Source organism: Streptomyces sp. NPDC048643, from assembly GCF_040650615.1.
In the GTDB taxonomy this organism is placed as follows: domain Bacteria; phylum Actinomycetota; class Actinomycetes; order Streptomycetales; family Streptomycetaceae; genus Streptomyces.
The window spans coordinates 1-22,156 of the sequence record NZ_JBEZHO010000080.1; the positions used below are offsets into that span (position 1 = coordinate 1).

The 22,156-nt window shown below is 69.8% G+C and carries 20 protein-coding genes and 1 riboswitch; of the genes, 4 read left to right on the top strand and 16 right to left on the bottom strand.

The genetic code is table 11. The features are described from left to right. Positions 1 to 184: 184 nt before the first annotated feature. Positions 185 to 1,327: a glycosyltransferase family 4 protein gene (locus AB0C62_RS40285; RefSeq protein ID WP_362982038.1), complete on the bottom strand. Its 1,143-nt coding sequence runs from the start codon at positions 1,325 to 1,327 to the stop codon at positions 185 to 187. A 141-nt stretch (positions 1,328 to 1,468) separates the two neighbouring features. Here AB0C62_RS40285 and AB0C62_RS40290 point away from each other — a divergent pair, with 141 nt between their 5' ends. After that, positions 1,469 to 2,710: a glycosyltransferase family 87 protein gene (locus tag AB0C62_RS40290; RefSeq protein WP_362982040.1), complete on the top strand. Its 1,242-nt coding sequence runs from the start codon at positions 1,469 to 1,471 to the stop codon at positions 2,708 to 2,710. Between the two features lie 109 nt (positions 2,711 to 2,819). On the opposite strand, the gene AB0C62_RS40295 is transcribed toward AB0C62_RS40290, so the two are convergent. From AB0C62_RS40295 to AB0C62_RS40315, 5 genes are all read right to left on the bottom strand, one after another. Beyond that, positions 2,820 to 4,019, bottom strand: coding sequence for a hypothetical protein (locus AB0C62_RS40295; RefSeq protein ID WP_362982042.1), 1,200 nt, complete (start codon positions 4,017 to 4,019; stop codon positions 2,820 to 2,822). 91 nt (positions 4,020 to 4,110) lie between these two features. Further along, positions 4,111 to 5,133, bottom strand: a complete 1,023-nt coding sequence (locus AB0C62_RS40300; protein WP_362982044.1) for an NlpC/P60 family protein — start codon at positions 5,131 to 5,133, stop codon at positions 4,111 to 4,113. Between the two features lie 242 nt (positions 5,134 to 5,375). Next, entirely contained in the window at positions 5,376 to 6,407 is a 1,032-nt protein-coding gene (locus tag AB0C62_RS40305) for an NlpC/P60 family protein (RefSeq protein WP_362982046.1), read from the bottom strand. A gap of 319 nt (positions 6,408 to 6,726) precedes the next feature. Then, positions 6,727 to 8,076: an NYN domain-containing protein gene (locus AB0C62_RS40310; protein ID WP_362982048.1), complete on the bottom strand. Its 1,350-nt coding sequence runs from the start codon at positions 8,074 to 8,076 to the stop codon at positions 6,727 to 6,729. Between the two features lie 34 nt (positions 8,077 to 8,110). Continuing rightward, complete coding sequence (locus tag AB0C62_RS40315) at positions 8,111 to 8,350, bottom strand: hypothetical protein (RefSeq protein ID WP_355870591.1); 240 nt, start codon at positions 8,348 to 8,350, stop codon at positions 8,111 to 8,113. A gap of 151 nt (positions 8,351 to 8,501) precedes the next feature. Between AB0C62_RS40315 and AB0C62_RS40320 the strand changes: the two genes are divergently transcribed. After that, positions 8,502 to 9,257, top strand: coding sequence for a rhomboid family intramembrane serine protease (locus tag AB0C62_RS40320; protein ID WP_362982051.1), 756 nt, complete (start codon positions 8,502 to 8,504; stop codon positions 9,255 to 9,257). 42 nt (positions 9,258 to 9,299) lie between these two features. Continuing rightward, complete coding sequence (locus AB0C62_RS40325) at positions 9,300 to 9,581, top strand: Lrp/AsnC ligand binding domain-containing protein (protein ID WP_164373936.1); 282 nt, start codon at positions 9,300 to 9,302, stop codon at positions 9,579 to 9,581. A gap of 40 nt (positions 9,582 to 9,621) precedes the next feature. Here AB0C62_RS40325 and AB0C62_RS40330 read toward each other — a convergent pair whose 3' ends face one another. From AB0C62_RS40330 to AB0C62_RS40355, 6 genes are all read right to left on the bottom strand, one after another. Continuing rightward, on the bottom strand, positions 9,622 to 10,980 hold the full coding sequence (locus AB0C62_RS40330) for an aminotransferase class V-fold PLP-dependent enzyme (RefSeq protein WP_362982053.1): 1,359 nt from the start codon (positions 10,978 to 10,980) through the stop codon (positions 9,622 to 9,624). A gap of 187 nt (positions 10,981 to 11,167) precedes the next feature. Then, positions 11,168 to 11,284, bottom strand: a riboswitch (SAM riboswitch). A gap of 85 nt (positions 11,285 to 11,369) precedes the next feature. Further along, the gene (gene trpD, locus AB0C62_RS40335) at positions 11,370 to 12,434 is read right to left on the bottom strand and encodes an anthranilate phosphoribosyltransferase (RefSeq protein WP_362982055.1); all 1,065 of its coding nucleotides are present in this window, start codon (positions 12,432 to 12,434) and stop codon (positions 11,370 to 11,372) included. A 143-nt stretch (positions 12,435 to 12,577) separates the two neighbouring features. Continuing rightward, positions 12,578 to 14,215 carry a cytochrome bc complex cytochrome b subunit gene (locus AB0C62_RS40340; protein WP_362982057.1) on the bottom strand — a complete coding sequence of 546 codons (1,638 nt, stop codon included), beginning with the start codon at positions 14,213 to 14,215 and terminating at the stop codon, positions 12,578 to 12,580. Next, positions 14,212 to 15,288 carry a Rieske 2Fe-2S domain-containing protein gene (locus AB0C62_RS40345; RefSeq protein ID WP_362982059.1) on the bottom strand — a complete coding sequence of 359 codons (1,077 nt, stop codon included), beginning with the start codon at positions 15,286 to 15,288 and terminating at the stop codon, positions 14,212 to 14,214. Before AB0C62_RS40345 ends, AB0C62_RS40340 begins: the two co-directional genes overlap by 4 nt. Beyond that, positions 15,285 to 16,094 carry a c-type cytochrome gene (locus tag AB0C62_RS40350; protein WP_164373931.1) on the bottom strand — a complete coding sequence of 270 codons (810 nt, stop codon included), beginning with the start codon at positions 16,092 to 16,094 and terminating at the stop codon, positions 15,285 to 15,287. The genes AB0C62_RS40345 and AB0C62_RS40350 overlap by 4 nt, the downstream gene beginning before the upstream one ends. 64 nt (positions 16,095 to 16,158) lie before the next feature. Next, positions 16,159 to 16,779 (bottom strand): heme-copper oxidase subunit III, encoded by a 621-nt coding sequence (locus tag AB0C62_RS40355; RefSeq protein WP_081216795.1) that lies wholly within the window; start codon positions 16,777 to 16,779, stop codon positions 16,159 to 16,161. A gap of 202 nt (positions 16,780 to 16,981) precedes the next feature. Between AB0C62_RS40355 and AB0C62_RS40360 the strand changes: the two genes are divergently transcribed. Then, positions 16,982 to 17,383, top strand: a complete 402-nt coding sequence (locus tag AB0C62_RS40360) for a response regulator transcription factor (protein ID WP_081216796.1) — start codon at positions 16,982 to 16,984, stop codon at positions 17,381 to 17,383. 28 nt (positions 17,384 to 17,411) lie between these two features. Here the strand turns inward: AB0C62_RS40360 and AB0C62_RS40365 are convergent, their stop codons facing one another. The 4 genes from AB0C62_RS40365 to coxB form a co-directional block, all read right to left on the bottom strand. Beyond that, positions 17,412 to 18,683, bottom strand: coding sequence for an Ig-like domain-containing protein (locus tag AB0C62_RS40365; protein WP_362982061.1), 1,272 nt, complete (start codon positions 18,681 to 18,683; stop codon positions 17,412 to 17,414). Positions 18,684 to 18,813: 130 nt separating this feature from the next. After that, positions 18,814 to 19,212, bottom strand: a complete 399-nt coding sequence (locus tag AB0C62_RS40370) for a cytochrome c oxidase subunit 4 (RefSeq protein WP_081216798.1) — start codon at positions 19,210 to 19,212, stop codon at positions 18,814 to 18,816. Next, entirely contained in the window at positions 19,209 to 20,945 is a 1,737-nt protein-coding gene (ctaD, locus tag AB0C62_RS40375; RefSeq protein WP_081216799.1) for a cytochrome c oxidase subunit I, read from the bottom strand. Before ctaD ends, AB0C62_RS40370 begins: the two co-directional genes overlap by 4 nt. Further along, positions 20,942 to 21,868, bottom strand: coding sequence for a cytochrome c oxidase subunit II (coxB, locus tag AB0C62_RS40380; protein ID WP_081221510.1), 927 nt, complete (start codon positions 21,866 to 21,868; stop codon positions 20,942 to 20,944). Before coxB ends, ctaD begins: the two co-directional genes overlap by 4 nt. Positions 21,869 to 22,156: the final 288 nt, after the last annotated feature.

The window sequence follows — 22,156 nt, forward strand, 5'->3', positions numbered from 1 at the left end:
CTGAGCGACGCCGCCGCGCAGCTGTAGAGCGAGGTGGCCAGCCGGTCGTCGGGCCAGGTGGTCAGATTCCCCAGCTCCTTCTTCGCGATCGCGGCGCCCCGTCAGGGGCGCGGGGAACTGCGCGGCCGGCCCCCACCGGGCCGCAGGCGCCAGGAGTCCGGGCGGCGCACCCCCGTGGGCGGCTTCAGAGCAGCTCGCGCAGCCGTTCCGCCAGCAGGTCCCAGCGCCATTTCTGCTCGACCCAGGCGCGGCCCCGCTCTCCCATGCGGCGGCGGAGTTCGGGGTCGCCGAGCAGGGTGGTGACGCGGTCGGCGGTCTCCTCGGCGGAGCCGCCGTGGACGACCCAGCCGGTCTCCCCGTCGAGGACGGCGTCGGGCGCGCCCCCCGAGTCGCCGGCCACCACCGGCAGACCCGTCGCCGACGCCTCCAGATACACGATGCCGAGCCCCTCGACGTCGAGGCCGCCTCGGCGCGTACGGCACGGCATCGCGAAGACGTCTCCGGCGCCGTAGTGGGCGGGTAGCTCCGACCAGGGCACCGCCCCGGTGAACCGCACCGACTCCGTCACCCCGATGTCGCGGACGAGGGCGCGCAGGTCCTTCTCGTAGGGCCCGCCGCCGACGATCAGCAGCACCGCGTCCGGGTGCTTGGCCAGGACACGGGGCATCGCGCGGACGAGGGTGTCCTGGCCCTTGCGCGGGACCAGGCGGGAGACGCAGACGACGACCGGCCGGTCGGTGAGGCCGAGCCGGGCGCGGACCTCCGCGCCGCCGGACCCCGGATGGAAGGTCCCCTCGTCGACGCCGGGCGGCAGCTGGACCATGCGCGCCGCGGCCTCGGGCGTCAGCGCGGCGGCGATGCGGGAGCGCGTGTACTCGCCGAGGTAGGTGATCGTGTCGGTGGACTCGCCGATGCGGCGCAGCAGGGTGCGGGCGACGGGCAGCTGGGCCCAGCCGGCCTCGTGCCCGTGCGTGGTCGCCACGATGCGGCGCGCGCCCGCCCTGCGCAGCGCGGGTGCCATCAGCCCGAGCGGGGCGGCCGCCCCGAACCACACCGACGTACAGCCGTGTTCGCGCAGCAGGCCGACCGCGCGGCGGGTGGCGCGCGGCGTCGGGAGCAGCATCGTCGTGCGGTCCCGTACGACGGTGAAGGGCTGCTCGGCGTCGAACGCCGCGGTCGCCTCGGCACCCTCGTGGCCGCGCTTCCACGTGGAGGCGTAGACGACGAGCTGTTCGGGGTCCAGTCGCAGCGCCATGTTGTGCAGGAAGGCCTGGATGCCGCCCGGACGGGGCGGGAAGTCGTTCGTCACGATCAGGGTCTTGTGCATCGTGTTCGACACTATCGAACCTATACTCACAGGTCGGCACGGCCGCGCTTGACGGCTCGCACACAGGCCGGCGCGTCACCCTGACTCCTCGAAGCACGGCGGCGACGCGCACGGAATCCGGACGAAGAGGGCACGGTGGGCATGACGGGGGCCAGTCGCGCGAGGGTCGCGTTCGGCGTGACCGCGATGCTCGGGATCTGGGCCCTGACCAGGGTGCTGCTGCTGCTCTTCGTGACGAAGGTGTACGTCTTCCCCGGGCCGGACGTCACGAGCGACGTGTCGGTGATCTACCAGGGCTGGTACGACGTCCTGCGGCACGGCTCCTTCCCGCGGCACGACGTGACCTGGCAGTACCCGCCGGCCGCCGCCCTCGCGATCCTCTCCCCCGGCCTGCTGCCGTTCCTGGACTATCCGCACGCCTTCTTCGTGCTGGCCTTCGTCTCCGACCTGGTGGTGTTCGGGCTGCTCCTGTACGCGGGTTCGCGGTCCGGCAGCACGCGGCGCGGCACCTGGGTGTGGGTGATCGGCGTGCCGCTGCTCGGCCCGACCGTGTACGCCCGCTACGACCTGATGGTGACGGCCGTCGCGGTCGCGGCTCTGCTGGCCGGGGTGCGTCATCCGCGGGTGATGGGGGCGCTCGTCGCGCTCGGCGCGATGGTGAAGGTGTGGCCGGTGCTGCTGCTGCTCGGGGCCGTGCGGCGGCGGGCCTGGGTGTCGGCCGCGGTGACGGCCGCCGTGATCGCGGCGGTGTTCTGGACGACGATGCCGGGCGCCTTCGCCTTCCTGACCTTCCAGCGCGACCGCGGCACCGAGGTCGAGTCGCTCGGCTCCCTCGTCTTCCATGTGGCCCGGCACCACGGCTGGAACGGCCAGGTGCTGCTCAACTACGGCTCGGTGGAGTTCCTCGGCCCGCACGTCGACCTCGTGAGCACGGCGGCCCTGGTGCTGACCGCGCTCGCGTTCGGCTGGCTGCTCCTGTGGCGGCTGAGCGCCAGGCGGTTCCTTCCGCACACGCTCGCCGACGCCGCGTTCGTGGCCGTGCTGATGTTCACCGCGACCAGCCGGGTCATCAGCCCGCAGTACATGGTGTGGCTGGTCGGGCTCGCCGCGGTCTGCCTGTGCTTCCGCGCGAGCCGCATGGCGCTGCCCGCGGCCCTGGTGCTGATCGCGTGCTTCGTGACGGTGCTGGAGTTCCCGGTCTACTTCGCGGACGTCGTGGCCAGCGACGCGCTCGGCATCGTCCTGCTGGTCGTCCGCAACGGCCTGCTGGTGGCCGCCTCGCTCCTCGCGGCCCGGTCGCTGTGGCGCGGCACGGTCTCCGAGCCGGCGCCGGACCTTCCCGCTCAGGAGGCCCGCACCAAGGAGACCCTGGCCTCCTCCTGACCGGCCGCCCGCAGCGGCCACGCCACAGCAGCAGGGCGGCGCACCGCACCGTCGTGGACGGCGCGAGAGCGAGGCCGATCCCGGGCGGTCCGTGTCCGCGCCGGGCCCCTCAGCCCAGTTGTTCCCTGAGGTAGTCCCGCCACTGCTCCGTGAACCGCTCCGGCGTCGTGTGCAGCACGTCCCGCAACGCGTCCTCGACGGCACCCGGGCGCTTCCGGTGGTCGCCCACGGCCCGGTAGAACGCGTTCAGGCGGTCCTCGCCCCAGTGGCCGGCGATCAGCCGGCAGGCCATCCAGCCGCCCTCGTAGGCCTGTGCCAGCGCGGTCGCGTCGCCGGTGAACCCGAAGTCCTTGTCGTCGGGCAGGGCGGCCGGCAGATGTCCGTCCGCCACGGCGCGCCGGAGTTCGGAGGCGACCTGCCCGGGGGCACGCCCGCTCCCCCGGTAGCCGACCCAGTCCGCGTACCCCTCGGAGAGCCACAGGGGGGTGGCGGCCGTGGTGTGGGCACGGGTCGCGACATGCGTGCTCTCGTGGGTGAGCACGACCTGTTTGCCGAAGTCGCCGAGGACGCCGTACGCGTCCGGGTTGACGATGATCCGGTCAGCGGGCGCCTTCGCCGAGCCTCCCACCTCACCCGTGGTGACCGCCGCGATCCCCCGGTACCCGGCCGCCGGAGCCCCGAGCAGCCCCGCCATCCCGTCCAGCGACTTCGGTACGAGGACGACGACGTGCCCCGCCCAGTCGGGGCCCCACGCCCGCGACACGGCGGGCACCGCGTGGTCGGCGAGAGCGGCGAAGGAGCGCAGCCGCTCCCCGGACTGCCCGACCCCGAGCACGAGGCTGTGCTCTCCCCGTGCGACCGTGACGGCCCCCTGCTCCCACAGCTGGCGGCCACTGCTGCCCGTGGGGTCGTCCGTGTCGACCCGCCAGGTCCCGGCGGCGCGGGTCAGGCCCAGGGTGCGGCCGGCGGTGACCGGCGCCGTGTCGTAGCCCTCGATGCGGTAGCGGAGCTGGACGCGCGCCGTGGCCCTGTCGCCGGAGACGCTCAGCCGGTCCAGGTGGTAGGACCAGGCGGCGAGCGGCACCTCGCGCAGGTTGGCGAACTCGTCGGAGGCGGCCGACGGATCACCCGTGGCCCGGTACGCGGACACGTCCCCGTCCAGGACGGCGGTGGCACGCCGGTCGAGGACACGCTGCACCGCGGCCGACGACGCGGTGTCGGAGGACGGCCCGCCGGAGCAGCCGACGAGCACGGCCAGCAGCAGCACCAGGGAGAGCCCCGCCCGCGACGCACGCCTTCGACCAGCCACGTTCACGATCGTACGGTGCGCACACCGTTCGGCCGGGTCCGTGGCCCGGGACCCGGCCGGAGTGACGGGCCCCGGTCCTGGCGCGCGTCCGTCAGGGCCGGGTGACGGAGGAGATCGGCATCATCCCGACCGGGTCGTAACGCACCGGGGCGCCCGGGTAGGGCGCGTGGATCACCTGGCCATTGCCCACGTACATCCCGACATGGCTGGCGTCGGACCGGTAGGTGACGAGGTCGCCGGGCTGCGCCTGGGACAGAGGCACCTGCCGTCCGGCGTAGCGCTGGGCCTGCGAGGTGCGCGGCAGACCGACTCCTGCCCGCGCGTAGGACCACTGCATGAGGCCCGAACAGTCGAAACCGCCCGGCCCGTTGGCGCCCCAGACGTACGGGCGGCCGAGGGCCGAGCGGGCGGCGGCGACGGCCGCGGCCGCGCGTCCCGAGGACGGTGCGTCGCTCCCGAAGTCGGGCAGGTCCGCGCGCGTCGAGCGCGAGGAGCGGTCGTAGGCGGCGCGGTCGGCGTCGGGCAGGGAGTTGAGCAGCCGGCGGGCCTTGGCGAGCTTCCGCTCGACGGTGCGCTTGTTCTGGGCGACGGCCTTGCGGCTGCTCTCCAGCTCGGCGAGTTTCCCGCCGGCCTCCTCGCGCTTCTGGGAGAGGTCGCGCATCGCGACCTGGAGGTCGCGGAGTTCGCCCGCCTGGTGCGAGGTGATGCGGTCCAGGGCGGCGGCCTTGTCGAGGTAGTCGGCCGGGTCGTCGGAGAAGAGCAGCGCGAGGGAGGGGTCGATGCCGCCGGAGCGGTACTGGGCGCCGGCGAGCGAACCGAGCGTCTCCCGCATGGTGTTGATGCGGTCCTGCTGCCGGGCGATCTCGTCCTGCGCGGTACCGATCTGCCTGCGCAGGGTGTCGGCGCGCTCGTCGGCCTTGTTGAACGCCTCGGTGGCCTTCTCCGCCTGGGTGTACAGGCGGTCCACCTCGGCGCGGGTGTCGTCCTGCGGTGCCGCGGAGGCGGGCAGGGTACCGAGTGCGGCTGCCGCCGCGGACATCACGCAGGCGGCGATGCCGAAGGCGCCGGCGCCCCGGTCGAAGCCGGTCGGTGCAAGGCGGCGATGGAACCCCACGAGTGGCCGCTCTCCCTTCCGCTGACGGTCCCCCGCCGTCGGGGGGAAACGCGCCAGACAGTAGCCGTGCGAGCACACACCGGCCAAAGACCTCTGCGGGCACACACAGTGACGCCCCGCCGGAGACGCAGGTCACCGACGGGGCGTGGGGTCAGCGGGAGTTGTCGCAATTCGCCCGTTTGGGCGGCGTGGCGAGGGGTCCCGTCAGGCGGCGGAGGCAGGCTCCGGGCCGCCCGTCCGGATCAGATCCGGACGCCGAACTGGAAGGGCATGTTGCCGATCGCCTCGTAGCGGACGACCGCGCCGGTGTGCGGGGCGTGCAGCACCTGGCCGTTGCCCGCGTACAGGCCGACGTGGTGGAAGTCGCCGTAGAAGATGACCAGGTCGCCGACCTGGAGACCGCTCTGCGAGTAGATCCGGGTGCCGGCGTTGGCCTGCGCCTCGGAGGTGCGCGGTATGGAGACGCCGGCCTGGGCGTAGGCCCAGGAGGTGAGGCCGGAGCAGTCGAAGGAGCTGGGGCCGGAGGCGCCGTAGACGTACGGCGAGCCGATGGCGCCCTGGGCGGCGGCGAACGCGGCGCCGGCACGGCCGGAGCCCTTGCTGTTGCCGAGGTTCACGCGCTCGGTGGCGCGGGTGGCGCGCTCCTGCTCCTTTGCGGCGAGCGCGGCCTTCTCGTTGGCCGTCAGCGAGTTCAGAAGCTTCTGGGCCTCGCCCAGCTTGCCCTGGACTTCCTTCTTCTTCTTCGCGAGCTCGGTCCGGGTGTCGGCGAGGTCCTTGAGCTTCTCGGAGGCCTCGGACCGCTGCTGGGCGAGCGAACGCTGCTTCTCCTGGACCTTCTTGAGCGACTCGACCTGCTGGGCGCTGAGCTGGTCCATGGCCGAGGCCTTGTCCAGGTAGCTGTCCGGGTCGGAGGAGAGGAAGAGCGCCACGGACGGGTCGATGCCGCCGGTGCGGTACTGGGCGCTGGCCATCGAACCGAGGCCGTCCCGCAGGTCGTTGAGGTCTTCCTGGCCGCGGGCGACGTTGTCCTGGAGGGAGCTGATCTCCTTCTGGAGCTTCTGCTGCTTCTCCTTGGCGCCGTCGAGCTTCTCCGTGGCCTTCTCGGCCTCTTCGTAGAGCTTGTCGACCTTGGCCTTGACCTCGTCCTTGCTGGGCTTCTCGGACGGCGCGGCATTGGCGACGTTGGCACTGAGGGCAACGGCGGCGGCGGCTGCGGTGGTGAGCACGGTCACACGGGTGCGGCTCGGCTGCTTGGGTCGACGGTGGGACGCCACGAAGGCGAGCTCCTTCTTCCTCCAGCCGCCTGCCGCGTCACGCCGACGGGCGGTGCCCCTCCACCGTCACTCCTGATGAGCGATCACCCTAGTTGGAGGTTCGAGGCCTGACCCTAGTGACCTTCTTGTGATCAGTTCAAATCCAAACCTGAAAATTCTTTGTCACGGAGTGCATTCTTTGCATTCAACTCACGTGCAGTGATGTCCGCTTGACACTACGTCGCGTGAACATCGGCCCAATTCGGGCATGCGGCCCAGAGGTTACGCATGGTGCGTAGGTTGCTCTTGCGACGTACACCCCAGATCGACGGGCGCCGTCTCAGCCACGCGTGAAGCGCTTGAGGAGGACCGCGGAGGCCACCGGCCGGGCGCCCGCCTTGGCGATGCCGTCGGCCACCTCACGGTCGGTCGAGGCGACGATGACCGGCCTGCCCGGCGGCTCGGCGCGCACCAGCTGGCGGATCACCTCGTCCGCGGTGACCCCCGGCTTGGAGAACAGCACCCGCACCCCGCGCGGCGGCGCGAGCAGCACCGGCGCGGCCAGCTCGGCCCCGTCGAAGACACAGGTGACCTCGGCGCCCGTCTGCGCGGCCAGCTGGGAGAGCTGCCCGAGCAGCCTGAGCCGCTGCTTCTCCAGCGGCATCTGGGGATAGCCGGTCTTCGTGACGTTGTAGCCGTCGACGACCAGATGCGCCTGGGGCAGCGCGAGCAGCTGGTCCAGGATCGCGGGGTCGTTCTCCGACAGGGCGCGGGTGGCGATGTCCTTGGGTGTCATCCGGCCGGGCTCGACCGCCTCCACCGTCTCCGCGGGCCGCACCGAGACGGGCGGCAGCGCCAGCTCGCGACGCAGGCCCTGAGCCGCGTCCAGCACGGTGTCGAGGAGCAGCCGCAGCCGCATGTCCTCGACGCTGCGCCCCTCGCGCGCGGCCTTGCGGCCGGCCTCCAGGGCCGCCTCGGCCTCGGCGAGGCGCGCCTTGAGCCGACGGCTCTCGCTCTCGGCCGCGGACACCTGGACCTGGCTCTCCGCCCGCGCCGCGTCCGTCTCGCCCTGGAGCTTGCGCAGCGCGGCCTCGCCGCGCTTCACGTCACTGAGGGCCCCGCGCAGCTTGCGGTGAAGCGATTCCGCTTCCTTGCGCGCCGCGTCCAGTTCCGTGCGCAGCCGCTCGGTCTCGGTCCTGATCTGGCCGCGCGCCGCCGCGAGTTCCTCGCGCAGGCGCTCCAGCTCGGCCCGGTTCTCCTCGTCGGCACGCTCGGCGTCCGCCCGCAGGGCCTCCTCGCCCGCGGCGGTCACCAGCTTCACCCAGCCCGCGGGACGCAGAACATAGGCCGCGGCCGCCACGTCCAGCGGATCCGCGGCCGGGGGTGGCGCGGCCGAGTCGAGGGCCGCGGTCAGCTCGGGCTGCGTCTCTCTCAGCTTCTCGGCGATGCGCTGTCTGAACAGCGGGTCCGTCTCCAGCGCCGCCGCCATGGCGGTACCGGCGAACTTGGCCCGCCGGTTCGGCGCGAAACGGGCGTACTGCCGCAGCTGCGCGGGCAGTTCGGCCAGCGTCAGCCCGCCGAAACCGTCCGAGACGATCTGCACGACGCGTCGGCGCACACCGTCGGGCAGCGGACGATCGAGCACCTCGGCGGCGCCGTCGTCCGGCTCCCCGCCTGTGGTCTCCATCATCCGTCACCCCAATATCCGTGCGGGGCCCGCTCCCTCAGGAGCCGGCACCCGGCCTGTCCACGAGTTCGACCTGATCCACCGCGTTGCACCAGCGACACCGCACCGACTCGATGGTCTCACTGACCACCTCGCGCTCCTCGACCTTCGGCTCACCGGCGAGGTCGAGGTGCAGGTACTCGACGACCTTCGAGGAGCGGGTGACGTCGAACCGCGTGAGGTTGCCGCAGAGCGAGCAGCGCCAGCGCGTCTTGGCGTCCGGCAGGGGAACCGTCATAGGGCAGTCGCTTCCTTCTAGTGTCCGTCCGGCACCGGTCGCCCGGTACATGTGGCTCGTAACCCTACGGCCTGGCGGGTAGTCGACGCTCGGCCGTCCACGGCGGCGAGGCTGTCTGTACCGATCCGTCCGGTACGTCATGCTCTGCACCATGATCGGCAATTGGAGTACGGCAATCGGCAGAGCGGTGCGGTCCCAGTCGGCACCGGTGACGTACGGGCTGATCGTCCTGTGCTGTCTGATCTTCGTCATCGGTCCCGCCTCGGGCCTCGATCCCGTGTACGGCGCCGGGGACGAGCTGCTGGCCGTCCAGCGGGCGTACTTCCGGCGCTGGGGCGTGGTGCCGGCCGATCTGTTCGGCGGGCCACTCCGTGAGGTGCTCACCCCGGCCACCGCCCTGTTCATCCACGGCAGCTGGCTCCACCTCCTGGGCAACATGCTCTTCTTCTACGTCTTCGGGCTGCTGACCGAGGAACGCATGGGCCATGTGGAGTTCGCGCTGTTCTACCTCGGGTGCGGATACCTGGCCCTGCTCGGCTACGCGGCCGCCAACGCGTCCTCGGAACAGTCCCTGGTCGGGGCGTCCGGGGCGATCTCCGCGGTGCTCGGCGCGTTCCTGTACCTGTTCCCCAAGGCCAGGGTGACCAGTCTCCTCCCGTTCCTGTTCTTCCTGCCGTTGCGGTTCCCGGCCTGGGTGGTGCTGCCGTTCTGGTTCACCCTGCAGTGGCTGGCGGCGGGCCAGAGCGAGTCGGGCCCAGGCGTCGCCTATCTGGCGCACCTGGTGGGCTTCTCCCTGGGCTTCGTCTACGCGTGGGTGCGGTTCGGGCGCCGCGGCACCGCCGTGCCCGTCGTGGGAGCCACGGTCGGCGCCCCGCCGGACGGACGGGGCCAGGTGGAGCGCGAGTAGGGTGAGATCCCCAGCAGTGGCCCCCTAGGGAGAGAACCAGCCGTGATCACCGCGATCGTCCTCATCAAGACCAGCGTGGACCGGATCCCCGAGATCGCCGAGTCGATCGCGTCGCTGGAGAGCGTCAGCGAGGTCTTCTCCGTCACCGGCACCTACGACCTCATCGCCATGGTCCGGGTCAGGTCCCACGACGACCTCGCGGACGTCATCCCCGGCAGCATCAGCAAGATCCCGGGCGTCGAGGCGACGGACACGCACGTGGCGTTCCGTACGTACTCCCAGCACGACCTGGAGGCGGCGTTCGCGATCGGTCTCGACTCCTGACCGAGGCGTACGCCGCCCCGCGGCGGTTCTTCGTGCGTTCCTAGACCGCCGGCACGCAGCGGCCGTCCTGGGTGCGGTACTGCCACCGCGCGCCGTCCCGCACCAGCTCGCGCACCGCGCGGACGAACCGCTCGACGTGCTCGTCGGGCGTACCGGCGCCGAAGCTGACGCGGATGGCGTTGAGGGACTTCTCGCCGGGCGCCGCCTCCGGGGCGCCGCACTCCCCCTGGGTCTCGGGGTCGCTGCCGAGCAGCGTGCGGACCAGCGGGTGGGCGCAGAAGAGGCCGTCGCGGACGCCGATGCCGTACTCGGCGGACAGCGCGGCCGCGAAGTGCGAGCTGTTCCAGCCCTCGACGACGAAGGAGAGGACGCCGACCCGCGGGGCGTCGTCACCGAAGAGGGAGAGGATCCGGACCTCCGGGACCTCGGCGAGGCCGGCGCGGACGGTGCGGATCAGGTGCCGCTCCCGGGCGAGGAGGTTGTCGAAGCCCTCCTCGGTGAGCGCCTTGCAGGCAGAGGCGATGGAGTAGACGCCGATCACGTTCGGCGAGCCGGCCTCGTGCCGGGCCGCGCTGTCGTGCCACTCGACGTCCACGCCGCCGTCCGCGCGCCGGGTGACCTTGCGGCTGGCGCCGCCGCCCGCCAGGTACGGGTCGGCCTCGCGCAGCCAGTCGGAGCGTCCCGCGAGGACACCGGAACCGAACGGCGCGTACAGCTTGTGCCCGGAGAAGGCGACCCAGTCGACGTCGAGGTCCTGGACCGACACCGGGTGGTGCGGGGCGAGCTGGGCGGCGTCGAGGACGATCCGGGCGCCGTGGGCGTGCGCGGCGGCGGCGAGCTCCCGCACCGGCCACAGCTCCCCCGTGACGTTCGAGGCGCCGGTGACGCAGACGAGGGCCGGCCCGTGGGGGTCGCGGGCCGCGAGGGCGTGCTCCAGGGTCGCGACGGCCTCGCCGTGGGTGCGCGGGGCGTTCAGGTACGTCACCCGGGCGTCGCGCCAGGGCAGCAGCGAGGCGTGGTGCTCGGTCTCGAAGACGAAGACCTGGCAGTCGGCCGGCAGCGCGGCGGCGAGCAGGTTGAGCGAGTCGGTGGTGGAGCGGGTGAAGACGACCTGGTCGTCGGTCCGGCAGTCGAGGAACTCCGCGACGGTCCTGCGGGCGTTCTCGAACAGGTCGGTGGACAGCTGCGAGAGGTACCCGGCACCCCGGTGGACGCTGCCGTAGTACGGGGCGTACGCCGCGACGTCGTCCCACACCCGCTGGAGGGCGGGCGCGCTGGCGGCGTAGTCGAGCGCGGCGTAGGTGACCTCGCCGCCGGTGACGAGCGGAACGGTGACGTCCCGGCCCAGGACCGGCAGCGGGGCACAGACGGAGGTGTCGGCGGCGGTGGTGACAGACATGGCGGGCTCCTGTGAGGCAGGCGGGATCGCCGCGCGAGCCGGCCGCCCGGGGGCAGCGCTCGGCGCAGGAAGGGGAAAAAGGGGTGTGCGGAGGCGGGGCTCGGCGCCCTATCGCATTCGCTTGCTCACAGAAGGCTCCCTCGAACGACCAGGACCCCTGGTTACGTCCACTCGAAAGAGTGGGAGGGGTCCGCGCTTGCCGCAGACCTCGCTGCCTACGGCCTGGTCTTCACCCGGGGCACCCCGCCACGGACGGAGGGTTGCCGGACAGCCGGCCGGGGCCTGATGGCTGTCGCTCATGACCTGATACAGCATCTTGCCAGAAGATCTTCGACGCGCAAGGCGCGGTCCGGATTCTGGACCGCGCCCTGCGTCACATCACCGGCGCCTCAGGCGTTGCTGGCCGCCACCCACCGGTCGAGGGTGCGCTTGGCCGCCCCGGAGTCGATCGCCTCGGCGGCCTTCGCCATACCGGCCCGGAGCTGGTCGGCGAGCGGTGCGTCGGCCGGCGACAGCGCCACCAGGGCGGCCGCCGAGTTCAGCAGCACGGCGTCGCGCACCGGACCGGTCTCGCCGTCCAGCAGACGCCGGGCGACCTCCGCGTTGTACGCCGCGTCGGCGCCGCGCAGCGCCTCCACCGGAACGACGTCGAGGCCGACGTCACGGGGGTGGAAGTGTTCCTCGGTGACCTTGCCGTCGCGGACCACCCAGACCCGGGAGCCGGCGGTGGTGGTCAGCTCGTCGAGGCCGTCGTCGCCGCGGAAGACGAGCGAGGAGTTGCCGCGCTCGGCGAAGACGCCCGCCACGATGGGCGCCATCCGGGGGTCGGCGACCCCGACCGCCTGGGCCCTGACCCGGGCCGGGTTCGTCAGCGGCCCCAGCACGTTGAAGGTCGTCCGGATGCCGAGCTGTCCGCGCGCCGCCGCCACATGGCGCAGCGCCGGGTGGAACTTGACCGCGAAGCAGAAGGTGATCCCGGCCTCCTCGGCCACCTCCGCGACCCGTTTGACCGTCAGCTGGAGATTGACGCCGAGCTTCTCCAGGACGTCCGAGGAGCCGGACGCGGAGGACGCGGCACGGTTGCCGTGCTTGACGACCTTGGCGCCGGTGCCGGCCACCACGATCGAGGACATCGTGGAGATGTTGACCGTCTTCGCCCCGTCGCCGCCCGTGCCGACGATGTCGACGGTCCGCCCCGGCACCTCGATCACGTTGGCGTGTTCGTACATCGCCCGGACGAGGCCGGAGATCTCCTGGACGGTCTCACCCTTGGCCCGCAGTGCCACCACGAAGCCGGCGATCTGCGCGTCGGTCGCCTCGCCGCGCATGATGCGGTCCATCGCCCAGGCCGTGTCGTCCGCGCTCTGGTCGCGGCCTTCGAGGAGGCCGTTCAGTACCTCGGGCCAGGAACGGGCCGCCGCGGTGTCGCCTCCAGCGGGGTTCACAGCGCTCATGGTCGCTCCTGGGTTCATGGGTCATGCGAGTGGGTTCGCCCCGCAGCACGGGGGTGAGTCCACCCTATCCAGCCCCGGAGACGGCGAAGAGCCCCGTCCGTGGACGGGGCTCCTGCCGTGGCGAACCGGGGGTGTCGCGGGGATCAGTGGTGGCCGTGGCCGCTCGTGATCTCCTTGTACTCCTCGACGGTGGGCTTGGGGATCTGGTTGTCCTCCCCGTAGAAGCCCTTGCTCATCTTGGCGCGCAGCTTCTGCGCGCTGTTGACCTTGCGCTCGACACCGTTCTCGTCGACCGCCGGGCCGATCTCGGCCGGCTTGTACTGATCGTGCGCGGTGAGCGTGTGCAGCGCGTCCTGGCTGAGCGGCTCGTGCACCTCGATGAACTCACCGTGCGGCAGGCGCTTGATGATGCCCGACTCGCGGCCGTGCAGCACCTTGTCCCGGTCCCGGCGCTGGAGGCCGAGGCAGATCCGCTTGGTGGCGAGGAACGTGAGCACCGGCACGACGAAGAAGGCGATACGCACGAACCAGGTGATCGAGTTGATCGCCAGGTGGAAGTGCGTGGCCCAGATGTCGTTGCCGCCGCCGACGAGGAGCACGAAGTACCAGCTGATCCAGGCGACGCCGAACGCGGTCCGGGTCGGGACGTTGCGCGGGCGGTCCAGGATGTGGTGCTCGCGCTTGTCCCCGGTGACCCAGGACTCGATGAACGGGTAGACCGCGATCGCGACCAGGACCAGCGGGAAGATGACCAGCGGGATGAACACGCCCAGGACGAGCGTGTGACCCCAGAGGTTGATCTCCCAGCCCGGCATGACACGGATCAGGCCCTCGGAGAAGCCCATGTACCAGTCCGGCTGGGCGCCCGTGGACACCTGGTCCGGACGGTAGGGGCCGAGCGACCAGATCGGGTTGATCGAGGCGACCGCCGCGATGGCCGCGATGACACCGAAGACCAGGAAGAAGAAGCCTCCGGCCTTGGCCATGTAGACCGGCAGCAGCGGCATGCCGACGACGTTCTTGTTCGTCTTGCCGGGGCCCGCGAACTGGGTGTGCTTGTGGTAGAAGACCAGGATCAGGTGGCCGACGACCAGGCCGAGCATGATGCCCGGCAGCAGCAGCACGTGCACCGAGTAGAAGCGGGCCACGAAGTCGCCGCCCGGGAACTCGCCGCCGAAGAGGAAGAACGACAGGTACGTGCCGACGATCGGCACGGACAGGACCGCGCCCTCCATGAAGCGGACACCGGTGCCGGAGAGCAGGTCGTCCGGGAGCGAGTAACCGGTGAAGCCGGTGAACATGCCGAGGACGAACAGCAGGAATCCGAAGACCCAGTTGACCTCACGGGGCTTGCGGAACGCACCCGTGAAGAACACGCGCATCATGTGCACGAACATGCCGGCGAGGAAGATCAGCGCGGCCCAGTGGTGGATCTGACGGATCAGCAGACCACCGCGCACATCGAAGGAGATGTGCATGGTCGAGTTGAACGCCTCGGACATCAGCTGTCCCTGCAGCGGGACGTAGCTGCCGTGGTACTCCACCTCGTTCATCGAGGGGTGGAAGAACAGCGTCAGGTACACACCCGTGAGGATGATGATGATGAAGCTGTAGAGGCAGATCTCACCCAGCATGAACGACCAGTGGTCGGGAAAGATCTTGCGCATGTTGGCCTTGGCCAGGGAGTAGATCCCCAGGCGGCCGTCGGCCCAGTCGGCTACCCGCTCACCGGCGGGCGCCTTCTCGCGCGAGCGCGAGTCGGAGGTGGTGGTAGTGCTCATCCGCGCTCCCAGAATGCAGGACCGACGGGCACTTCGAAGTCGCCGAGCGCTTCGAGGTAACCCTCATCGTTCACGCCGATGCGCAGCTGCGGCAGCGGGTGACCGGCCGGGCCGAAGATGACTCGGGCACCGTCGGAGAGGTCGAAGGTGGACTGGTGGCACGGGCACAGCGCGTGGTGCGTCTGCTGCTCGTACAGCGAGATCGGGCAGCCGACGTGGGTGCAGATCTTCGAGTACGCCACGATGCCCTGGTAGGACCACTCGAGTTCCTGCTTGTCCTTGATGTTGTCCGGCTGGAGCCGGATGATCATCAGGGCCGCCTTGGCGATCTCCTTCTGGAAGTCCTCGTCGTGCTCCTCCAGGCCCTCGGGCTTGACGAAGGTCAGAGAACCGACGGCCACGTCCGAGGGACGGAGCGGCTCGTTGGTGTTCATGTTGACGAGGAGCTTGCCCTTGGACCACAGGGTGTGGCGGAGCTTGGTGCCGGGCAGCGGACCGAGGTCGCGCAGCAGCATGACGCCGGAGAGCGGGAACAGGGCCAGCGCGCCGAACATCGTGTTGCGGATCAGCTTGCGACGGCCGAGCGCGGACTCCTTGGCACCCTGCTTGAAGTCGGCCAGGACCTTGGCCTTGACCTCGGGCTCCGCCTCGATCGCGTGACGCTCGTCGGCGATCTCCACGTCGGACATCAGGGTGCGGGCCCAGTGGACCGCGCCCGCGCCGATCGCGAACAGCGCCACCCCGAGCGTCAGACCCAGCGTGAAGTTCAGCGCGCTGATGTGACCGATCGGGAAGACGTAGATCGACTTGTCGTTGGGGATCGCCACGTACGCGACGATGAAGGCGACCGTCGCCAGCATCGACAGCACGAACAGCAGGGCGACCAGTCGCTCGGACCGCCTGGCGGCCCGCTCGTCGATGTCCTGGATGCGGTGCTCGTGGGGCGGCAGCCCCGGGTCCGCGAACGGGTTCTGCTCGTCCGCGACGGCTACCGAGGCATGACCGTGACCGGCGTGGTCGTCGGTGGCCCGCTCAGCGGGCACGTTCTCTTCTGGAATGTCTTGGCTACTCATGACTTCTTGGCCTTTGCGGTCCGAGCGGCGACCCAGACGGCGACGGCGACCAGGGTGCCAAGTCCGAAGATCCAGCCGAACAGGCCCTCGCTGACCGGCCCGAGGCCGCCCAGTTCGAGACCGCCGGGGCTCTCGGTGTTGTCACCGTTGACCGCGTCGAGGTACGCGATGATGTCCTTCTTGTTCTTCTCCGTCAGCGTGGTGTCGGGGAAGGACGGCATGTTCTGCGGGCCCGTCTGCATGGCCTCGTAGATGTGCTTCGGGTCGACACCCTCAAGAGTCGGCGCGAACTTGCCGTGGGTCAGCGCGCCGCCCTTGCCGGTGAAGTTGTGGCACTGGGCGCAGTTGGTGCGGAACAGTTCGCCACCCTTGGCGATGTCCGCGCCCTCGGGACTGACCTGGCTCTTCGTCGGGACCGAAGGACCGGCGCCGAGCGAGGCGATGAACGCCGCGAGCTGGTCGATCTCGGCCTGCGAGTAGATGACCTTCTTCTTCGGGATCTGCGCGCCGGGCTGCTGGGCCGGCATACGTCCGGTGCCGACCTGGAAGTCGACCGCCGCGGCGCCCACTCCCACCAGGCTCGGCCCGTCGGAGGTGCCCTGACCGCCGGTTCCGTGGCAGCTTGCGCAGCCCACGGCGTACAGCTTCTTGCCCTCGGTGATGGCGAGGGACTGGGCGGTTTCATCGGCCTGCGCCTTGCCCGCGGGTGCGAACGCGGCGTAGAGCCCCCCGGTGGCCGCCAGCGCGAGGAGTAGGACGACGACCGCCGCCAGCGGATGGCGTCGTCGTGCGGAGAGCTTTTTCACGGATTACCCCGGTGTCAGGATCTTCTGCGTCGGTGCTTCTGGATGTTTCGGGCGCCGGGCCCGATTACTTGATCAGGTAGATCGTGGCGAAGAGGCCGATCCAGACGACATCGACGAAGTGCCAGTAGTAGGACACGACGATGGCGGCGGTTGCCTGCTCGTGAGTGAACCTCCGAGCCGCATAGGTGCGACCAAGGACCAGCAGGAAGGCGATGAGTCCGCCCGTCACATGCAGTCCGTGGAAGCCGGTGGTCAGGTAGAACACCGAGCCGTACGGGTCGGAGGAGAGCGAGAGCCCGTCCTTCTTGACCAGTTCGGTGTACTCGAAGACCTGACCGCCGATGAAGATCGCACCCATGATGAAGGTGACGGTGAACCACATCCTGAGCTTCTTCACGTCCCCGCGCTCGGCGGCGAAGACGCCGAGCTGACAGGTCAGGGAGGAGAGCACCAGGATCGTGGTGTTCGTCGCCGAGAACGGAAGGTTCAGGCTGGACGCCATTTCCTTCCAGTGATCCGGCCCGGTCACCGATCGCAGGGTGAAGTACATCGCGAAGAGGGCCGCGAAGAACATCAGCTCGGAACTCAGCCAGATGATGGTTCCGACGCTGGTGAGGTTCGGCCGATTGACCGACGGGTGCGCGTGCCCGGTTTCTACTGTCGTTGCTGTCGCCACGACCGACATTATGTCGGTCGCTTATCCCGCCCTCACCCCGGGGGGTGCCGTTCGGAGTGTTGACGGGGTGTGTCCAGCCCGTATGGCCCATCGAAGCCCTGTCCGAACCGGTGTTGACGAGGTGTTCAAGGGAGTAGCATCCGCGCATCGGGCAGGCTCCGGCCGGCCCGGCCGCTTCATGTCCGTACGACGCCGACGTCCCGGAGGAAGAATGCAGCCGACCGCCACGGTGCTGGTCTACAGCGACGACTCCAACACCCGCGCGCAGGTGCGGCTCGCCACCGGGCGCAGGCCCGCTCCGGACGTTCCCCTCGTGGAGTTCGTCGAGTGCGCGACGCCGGCCGCCGTCGTCATGGAGCTCGACAAGGGCGGCATCGACGTGTGCGTGCTGGACGGCGAGGCGGTTCCGCTGGGCGGCATGGGCGTCTGCCGGCAGATCAAGGACGAGGTCTTCGACTGCCCGCCCGCGCTCGTCCTCATCGGGCGCCCGCAGGACGCCTGGCTGGCCACCTGGAGCCGTGCGGACGCCGCGGTCACCCTTCCGGTCGACCCGGTGGAGTTCGCCGCCTCCCTGGCCACCCTGCTGCGCCGCAAGAACCTGCAGAGCGTCTGAGAACCCGCGCCCCGCGAGGGGCGCGGTCTCACACACTCTCGGGGCGAAGCCTCGCGCGCTCGGCCGGAGTCGGGGCGTCCGGTGAACCGCCCACGAGCGCGCTGCCCTCGCGCCAGTTCTTCCAGTCGAGGTTCCAGTCGCCGAAGCCGTTGCCGAACGGGTCCATCATGTCGCCGTCCGAGTTGACGACCTTGACGACGTCACCCTCGTTGAAGGTGTCGAAGAACCACTCGGCGTTGCTGGTGCTCATGCCGGTGCAGCCGTGGCTGACGTTGGCGGACCCCTGCGAGCCGGTCGACCAGGGCGCGGCGTGCACGTACTCGCCGCTCCAGGTCACCCGGGTGGCGTAGTACACGGGCAGGTCGTACGAGTCCGAACTGCCCTCGGCGATACCGATGCTGGTACCGCGCATCTGTACGAAGTACTCCTTGCCCAGCACGACCTTGACGCCGTTGCGGGTCTCGAAGCCGGGCTTGCCGGTGGTGACGGGGATCTCGTTGATCTGGTCGCCGTTGCGGTAGACCGTCATCTCGTGCGACGCGGCGTCGGTGACGGCGATGAGCCGGTCGCCGGTGGTGAGCTTCAGCGTCTTGGCGTTGCCGCCCCACAGCCGCTCACCGATCTTGATGCCGGCGAGGTTGCTGTGTGCCGTGATGGTGGCGTGGGTGGGCCAGTACTCCTTGGGGCGGTAGTGGAGCGTCTTGTCGTCCACCCAGTGCCAGGTGCCCTCCACGGCGGGGGTGGAGTCGACCTTGAGTGCGCGCTCGACGACGGCGCGGGCCGCCTTGTCCTTGACGGGGGCGCTCAGTTCGGCGGTGACGGGCTGACCCACCCCGTACTTGCCGGCCTTGGGGCCGAACTCGACGTCGAGCGTCTTCTTGGTCTTGGGTGTGCTGGTGTCGAAGCCGAGGACCTTGCGCCCGGGGGCGCCGTCCTCGTCCTCGGTGCTCACCCGGACCGTGTAGTGGGCTCCTGCGGCCAGCGGGGACGTGCTGTGCCAGCGACTGCCGTCGGCGGACAGTTCGCCCGCCACATAGCGTCCTGACGCGTCGGTGGCCGTCACGTCGGTGATGCGCCCGTCGTCATCCTCGGAGGTGATTTCGAGCGGCTTGTCGGGGTCGACCTTGCCGGGCTTCTTGCTCTCTCCGACGGGGCCGTTGAACGAGATCTGTCCCGCCGCGTCGTACGGCTTCGCCGAGAGCGGGTGGCCGTCGGAGCCGCAGGCGGTGGCGCCCGCTCCGAGGGCGACCACCAGCGCGGTGCAGCTGACGACCGTGCGGATTCGCGGTGAGTGGTTCATGAGCTCACGCTATGAACGCCCGTCGAGGACGGCGCGCCGGGTGGGCCGAGTGAGGGACGGAAGGCGTGGCAAACGAGGGAGCCCGGACTCTCCTGACGGAGTGTCCGGGCTCCCCGGGGTTCAGCGCGTGCTACTGGGTGCGGTTCTCACCGTGGTAGTACTCGAAGACCCAGCCCCACAGGCCGATCACGATGATCGGGGCCGAGAAGTAGAGCAGCCACCAGCCGAAGACGACGCCCATGAAGGCCAGGGCGCCACCGACGCCGAGCGCGAGCGGCTGCCAGCTGTGCGGGCTGAAGAAGCCCACCTCGCCGGCCTCGTCGGCGACGTCCGCCTCCTTGTTGTCCTGCGCCAGCTGGTCGACCCGCCGGGCCGTGAAGGCCAGGTAGTAGCCGATCATCACGCTCAGGCCGAAGCCCATGAAGAGCGCCGTGGTGCCGGCCGGCTCCTTGGACCACACGCCGTAGACGATCCCCATGACGAGGATGAACGCGGCGAGCCAGAGGAACATCTTGCCTTGGACCTTCACTTGCCGGCCTCCTTGCCACCAGCGAGAGCCGACGATCCGGAACCGGCGTGCTCGAGCTGGTCGAGCGCGGCGATCTCGGGGTGGTGCAGGTCGAACGCCGGGGATTCACTGCGGATCCGCGGCAGGGTGAGGAAGTTGTGCCGCGGCGGCGGGCACGAGGTGGCCCACTCCAGCGAGCGGCCGTAGCCCCACGGGTCGTCGACCTCGACCTTCTTGCCGTACTTGGCCGTCTTCCACACGTTGTAGAGGAACGGCAGGATCGACAGGCCGAGCAGGAACGAGCTGATCGTCGAGATCGTGTTCAGCGCGGTGAAGCCGTCGGCCGCGAGGTAGTCCGCGTAGCGACGCGGCATGCCCTCGGCACCCAGCCAGTGCTGCACCAGGAACGTGCCGTGGAAGCCCACGAACAGCGTCCAGAAGGTGATCTTGCCGAGCCGCTCGTCGAGCATCTTGCCCGTCATCTTCGGCCACCAGAAGTGGAAGCCGGAGAACATCGCGAACACCACGGTGCCGAACACCACGTAGTGGAAGTGCGCCACCACGAAGTACGAGTCCGAGACGTGGAAGTCCATCGGCGGCGAGGCCAGGATGACGCCGGTCAGACCACCGAAGGTGAAGGTGATGAGGAAGCCGACGGCCCAGAGCATCGGTGTCTCGAAGGACAACGAGCCCTTCCACATCGTTCCGATCCAGTTGAAGAACTTCACGCCCGTCGGTACGGCGATGAGGAACGTCATGAAGGAGAAGAACGGGAGCAGTACGCCACCGGTGACATACATGTGGTGCGCCCACACGGTCACGGACAGACCGGCGATCGCGATGGTCGCGCCGATGAGACCCATGTAGCCGAACATCGGCTTACGGGAGAACACCGGGATGACCTCGGAGATGATGCCGAAGAACGGCAGCGCGATGATGTACACCTCTGGATGGCCGAAGAACCAGAAGAGGTGTTGCCAGAGCAGCGCTCCACCGTTGGCCGCATCGAAGACGTGTGCCCCGAATTTTCGATCCGCCTCCAGGGCGAACAGGGCCGCCGCGAGAACGGGGAAGGCGAGCAGCACCAGTACGGCGGTGAGCAGCACGTTCCAGACGAAGATCGGCATGCGGAACATCGTCATGCCGGGAGCGCGCATGCAGATGATCGTGGTGATGAAGTTGACCGCGCCGAGGATGGTGCCGAAGCCGGAGAAGGCCAGACCCATGATCCACATGTCGGCGCCGATGCCCGGCGAGCGGACCGCGTCGGACAGCGGGCTGTAGGCGAACCAGCCGAAGTCGGCCGCACCCTGCGGGGTGAGGAAGCCACCGACCGCGATCGTCGAGCCGAACAGGTAGAGCCAGTAGGCGAACATGTTCAGCCGCGGGAACGCCACGTCGGGCGCGCCGATCTGCAGCGGCATGATCCAGTTCGTGAAACCGGCGAACAGCGGCGTCGCGAACATCAGCAGCATGATCGTGCCGTGCATCGTGAACGCCTGGTTGAACTGCTCGTTCGACATGATCTGCAGTCCGGGGCGCGCCAGTTCGGCGCGCATCAGCAGCGCCATGACGCCGCCGATGCAGAAGAACGCGAACGACGTGACCAGATACAACGTGCCGATCGTCTTGTGGTCGGTGGTGGTGAGCCACTTGATCACAACACTGCCGGGCTGCTTGCGCCGAACCGGCAGCTCGCTCTCGTACGAGTCTTCGGCTGCGTCGGCACCCTGGGGTTCGTTGAGGATGCTCACAGGTTGTTCGTCTCCCGGTTCTTCTCGTGGCCCGTCTGCTCAATGCCGGCCGGGACGTAACCGGTCTGTCCCTTCGCCGCGAGCTCCTTGAGGTGGGCCTCGTAGCGCTCGGGGGAGACGACCTTCACGTTGAAGAGCATCCGGGAGTGGTCGACGCCGCACAGCTCGGCGCACTTGCCCAGGAAGGTGCCCTCGTGGTTCGGGGTCACCTGGAAGGAGTTGGTGTGCCCCGGGATGACGTCCTGCTTCATGAGGAACGGCACCACCCAGAAGGAGTGGATGACGTCACGCGAAGTGAGGACGAAGCGGACCGTCTTGCCCTTGGGGAGCCAGAGGGTCGGACCCGGGTTGCCCGTCTGCGGGTTCTTCGTGCCGGGCGTGCCGACGTCGTAGACACCGCCGGCGTTCGCCGGGAACTGCTTCTTGAACCGGTCCGGAATGGCCGCCAGGTTCGGATCTGTCTTGGCGTTCCCGGTGGAGCCGGGGACGTCCGCGACGTAGTTGAAGCCCCAGCTCCACTGGAAGCCCACCACGTTGACCGTGACGTCGGGCTTCTTGTCGAGGCTGAGGAGCTTCGTCTCGTCGCGGGCGGTGAAGTAGAACAGCACCGAGACGATGATGAGCGGGACCACGGTGTACAACGCCTCGATGGGCATGTTGTACCGGGTCTGCTGAGGAACTTCGACCTTGGTCCGGCTGCGCCGATGGAAGACGACGCTCCACAGGATCAGGCCCCAGACCAGCACGCCCGTGGCGAGCGCGGCCGCCCACGAGCCCTGCCAGAGGGAGAGGATCCGCGGAGCCTCATCCGTCACCGGGGTGGGCATACCAAGGCGGGGGAAGTCTTCCCAGTTGTACGAGCAACCAGTGGCTGTCGCCAGGACCAGGCCCGCAGTCATTGCCTGCAGCAGCTTCCGCCGCATCGGGCGCCGCGGCGTGGGGGTACCGCCCGCGCCCCCCAGGGCGTGGGGGAGGTCGGAGCCGTTGGGACTCACGTAGCGCCTTCCCGAGAGTCTCGCCCGCGCTGTTGGCTGCGGCCTTCTCGCTGGTCGGTCGCCGCCCTGCGTCGGGCAGGGGTTTGGATGTTTATGCGGACCAAACCCTACTGGACGCTATTTGGGGTCGCGCGGGGAGGGTGCCCAACGCGCCGCCCGACTCCCCGAAGGAGTGCTGTTTCGCCGGTGAGGCGCTCTCCCCCGTCCTGGAATGCC